General features: G+C 73.9%; 2 protein-coding genes and 1 pseudogene. 1 reads left to right on the plus strand and 2 read right to left on the minus strand.

The window, feature by feature from the left end; translation table 11 throughout:
- Positions 1-63 precede the first annotated feature (63 nt).
- Both AC1MIR_RS26135 and AC1MIR_RS26140 read right to left on the minus strand, forming a co-directional pair.
- Positions 64-1,356 (minus strand): homoserine dehydrogenase, encoded by a 1,293-nt coding sequence (locus AC1MIR_RS26135; protein ID WP_480031105.1) that lies wholly within the window; start codon positions 1,354-1,356, stop codon positions 64-66.
- A 168-nt stretch (positions 1,357-1,524) separates the two neighbouring features.
- Positions 1,525-2,745 carry an LL-diaminopimelate aminotransferase gene (locus AC1MIR_RS26140; RefSeq protein ID WP_480031106.1) on the minus strand — a complete coding sequence of 407 codons (1,221 nt, stop codon included), beginning with the start codon at positions 2,743-2,745 and terminating at the stop codon, positions 1,525-1,527.
- A gap of 835 nt (positions 2,746-3,580) precedes the next feature.
- Between AC1MIR_RS26140 and AC1MIR_RS26145 the strand changes: the two are divergent.
- A pseudogene (locus AC1MIR_RS26145) lies at positions 3,581-3,801 on the plus strand (class I poly(R)-hydroxyalkanoic acid synthase); the annotation flags it as partial.

A 3,801-nucleotide genomic window follows, 5' to 3' on the forward strand; every position in this document is an offset into this window, starting at 1 on the left:
GCCCGCCCCCCCCGGGCGCCGCCCCCGCCCCCCCCCGCCCGGCCCGCGCGGCGGGGGCGGGCCCTACAGCGTCTCGATCCGGATCAGCGCCGGCGCCTCGACGACCGTCTCCAGCGCCGCGATCCGCGCGATGGCCGCGCGCATCTGCGCCTCCTCGCAGTCATGCGTGGTGACGACCACCGGCACCGCCTCGCCCGGCGCGCGGCCGCGCTGGAGCATCGATTCCATGCTCACCTGGTGGTCGCGCAGGATCGCGGTGACGTCGGCGATCACGCCCGGCCGGTCCAGCACCATCAGCCGCAGGTAATAGGCGCCGACGCGCTTCTCCATCGGGATCGCGGGCAGGGCGGAGAGGGCGCCATCCGCCACCCCCCAGACCGGCGTGCGCCGCCCGCGCGCGATGTCGATGAGGTCGGCGCAGATCGCGCTCGCAGTCGGCCCGCCGCCCGCCCCCCGTCCTTCCAGCACCACGCGGCCGCAGAAATCGCCCTCGGCCACCACCGCGTTGAACACCCCGTCCACCCGCGCGATCGGATGCGAGACGGGCACCATGCAGGGATGCACCCGCGTCTCGATCCCGCCATCGGTGCGCCGCGCGATGCCGAGCAGCTTGATCCGGTAGCCGAGTTCCTCCGCCAGCCTGATGTCGAGCGCCGAGACGCTGCGGATGCCTTCCACATGCACGGACGAGAAATCCACCGGCCGCCCGAAGGCGAGCGCCGCCAGGATCGCCAGCTTGTGCGCCGCGTCGATGCCGTCCACGTCGAAGGTCGGGTCGGCCTCGGCGTAGCCCAGCTTCTGCGCCTCGGCGAGCGCTTCGGCGAATTCGCGCCCGCGCTCGCGCATCTGCGTCAGGATGTAGTTGCAGGTGCCGTTCAGGATGCCGAGCACGCGGGAGAGGTCGTTCGCCGCCAGCCCCTCGCGCACCGCCTTGATCGCCGGGATGCCGCCCGCGACCGCCGCCTCGAACATCAGCGGCACGCCCTTCGCGTCGGCCAGCCGCGCGATCTCCGCGCCATGGATCGCGAGCAGCGCCTTGTTGGCGGTGACCACCGGCTTGCCGGCGGCAAGCGCCGCGCGCACGAGCTCGGCCGCCGGCCCTTCGGTGCCGCCGATCGTCTCCACCACCACGTCCACATTCGGATCGGCCGCGAGCGCCGCCGCATCCTCGTACCAGCGCAGCCCGGCGAGCGAGACGCCGCGATCCTTCGTGCGGTCGCGCGAGGAGACCGCGGTGACCGCGATCGGCCGCCCGGCCCGCGCCGCGACGGTCCCGGCATTGTCGCGCAGCAGCGTCAGCACGCCCGTGCCGACGGTGCCGAGCCCGGCAACGCCGATGGCGAGAGGTTTTGTCATGGCATCACAATCCGAAGTTGGCGGCCCGGCCTCGCCGGGCCGAGCGCGCGAATGCGCGCCCCGCCCCGCCCATCAGCGCCGGAGGGCGAGCCAGTGCGTGGCGCGAAGGCAAGCCGCCGGAGGCGGCGCCCGCCGTCTGAGGGCACGAGAAATCTGAGGGCACCAAGATCACGCCGCGTCGACTTCCATCCCGTCCACCGGCCCTGCATTGTCGGCCGCGAGGAAGGTGCGGATGCCGCGCAGCGCCTGGCGGATGCGGTGCTCGTTCTCGACCAGCGCGATGCGCACATGCTCGTCGCCATGCTCGCCGAAGCCGAGGCCCGGCGCGACCGCCACCTTCGCCTTCTCCAGCAGCAGCTTCGAGAAGCCGACCGAGCCGAGATGCCGGAAGCGCTCCGGGATCGGCGCCCAGAGGAACATCGAGGCTTCCGGCGAGGGCACGGCCCAGCCCGCCGCATGCAGCCCCTTCACCAGCACGTCGCGGCGCTTGCGGTAGAGATCGCGCATCTCCGCCACGCAATCCTGCGGGCCGTTCAGCGCCGCGACGGCGGCCACCTGGATCGGCGTGAAGGCGCCGTAGTCGAGGTAGCTCTTCACCCGCGCGAGCGCCGCGATCAGCCGCGGATTGCCGGCCGCGAAGCCCATGCGCCAGCCCGGCATGTTGTAGGTCTTCGACATCGAGGTGAACTCGACCGTCACCTCCTTCGCGCCGGGGATCTCGAGCACGGAGGGCGGGATGTTGTTCTCGTCGAAATAGAGCTCCGCGTACGCGAGGTCGGACAGGATGAAAAGCTCGTGCCGGTGCGCCATGGCGACGAGCTCCTTGTAGAATTCGCGGCTCGCCAGCAGCGCCGTCGGGTTGGACGGGAAGTTGACGATCAGCGCGGTGGGGGAGGGCACGGAATGGCGCACCGCGCGGTCGATCGCCGCCAGCATGCTGTCATCCGGCGTGTAGGGGATGGAGCGGGCGGAGGCGCCGGCGATGATGAAGCCGAACTGGTGGATCGGATAGGACGGGTTCGGCACCAGGATCGTGTCGCCCGGCGAGGAGATCGCCTGCGCCAGGTTCGCCAGCCCTTCCTTGGAGCCCAGCGTCGCCACCACTTCCGTCTCGGGGTCGAGCTTCACCCCGAAGCGGCGGGCGTAGTAGCCGGCCAGCGCGCGGCGCAGCCCGGGGATGCCCTTCGACATCGAATAGCGATGCGTGCGCGGGTCCTGCACCGCCTCCACCAGCTTGGCCACGATATGCGGCGGCGTCGGGCTGTCGGGGTTGCCCATGCCGAGGTCCACGATGTCCTCGCCGGCCCCGCGCGCCTTGGCCTTGGCGCCGTTCACCTCGGCGAAGACATAGGGCGGCAGGCGCCGGATGCGGTGGAACTCCTCGGTCATCGTCGTCGGTCCGTATGATTCGGGGGCAGGATAGCGGAGCGCCTCAGCCGCCGCGAGGCGCGAGCAGGTCGCGCGAGGGCGGGGGCGGCGGAGCCAGCAGGTCGCGCGATGGCGGCGGCGGCGGCGCGGGCGCCAGCACCGCGGGCGCGGGGGCGGGCGCCGCCGCGGGCGAAGGCGCGGCGGGGGCCGATGCGGCGGGGGGCTGTGCCGGCGGCGGGATCGGCTGCGCGGCCGGCCCAGGGGCAGGGGCAGGGGCAGGGGCAGGGGCCGGGGCTGCCGGCGCCTCGGGCTCCAGCCGGATCGCGGGCAGGGCGGCCAGGCGGGGCGGGGCGGGCGGCGCCCCCTCCCCCGGCGGGACGGCGCTGCCGCCGGCCGGCGCCAGCGGGGGCCGCGACCGCTCCCGGGCGGCCGCCAGCCGGCTCGACAGGCCCGCCCGCGTTTCCGCGCTCGGCGGTTCGGGGCGGGGCGGCACGCTGGACAGGTTGGGGTAGTCGCCGTCCATGCCCGGCGGCGGCTCCCGCCCCTGCAGATGCGTCCGGAAGAACAGGTTGGACAGGCCGGGCCGCGGATCGAGTTCGGAGATGCGCTCCGTGCAGCCCGGCAGCGCCAGCATGGCCGCCAGCAGCAGCGCCGGGCGCGCTTGATCGCGCGGCCGCCACACCCTAGCCTTCCGGTGTCTGCCGTGACCTCCGACGCGCGGGATCATCGCTGCCCTTTTCCGTGCGGAAGCGAGGGTTAGCCCGAACCGCTCGCCGGCGGAAGCATCGCCCCGATGCGCTGCGGACAGGCCACCGCCCCGCCGGGCGGCAGGACAAGGTTGAGGGCTGGAGTGCGGATGTCGCAGGACCCGACCACCGAGGACAAGACCAGCTTCCGCCTGCCCGATCCGGCCGTGGTCAGCCGGACGATGGCCGACGTGGCCGAGCGCGGCCAGCGCATCGTCACCGACTTCCTCAAGCGCCAGGGCGCGGGCGGCGCCGCCGCGCCGGGGCCGGGCCCGCGCCACATCGGCTCCGCCGGCCTGGGGGTGGCGACGCGGCGGCTGACCAATCCGGC

This window comes from Falsiroseomonas sp. RANM36, assembly GCF_056682175.1.

Coding starts and splice junctions, on each gene's coding strand:
- AC1MIR_RS26140 (WP_480031106.1), bottom strand. CDS start 2,745: ATGACCGAGGAGTTCCACCGCATCCGGCGCCTGCCGCCCTATGTCTTC.
- AC1MIR_RS26135 (WP_480031105.1), bottom strand. CDS start 1,356: ATGACAAAACCTCTCGCCATCGGCGTTGCCGGGCTCGGCACCGTCGGC.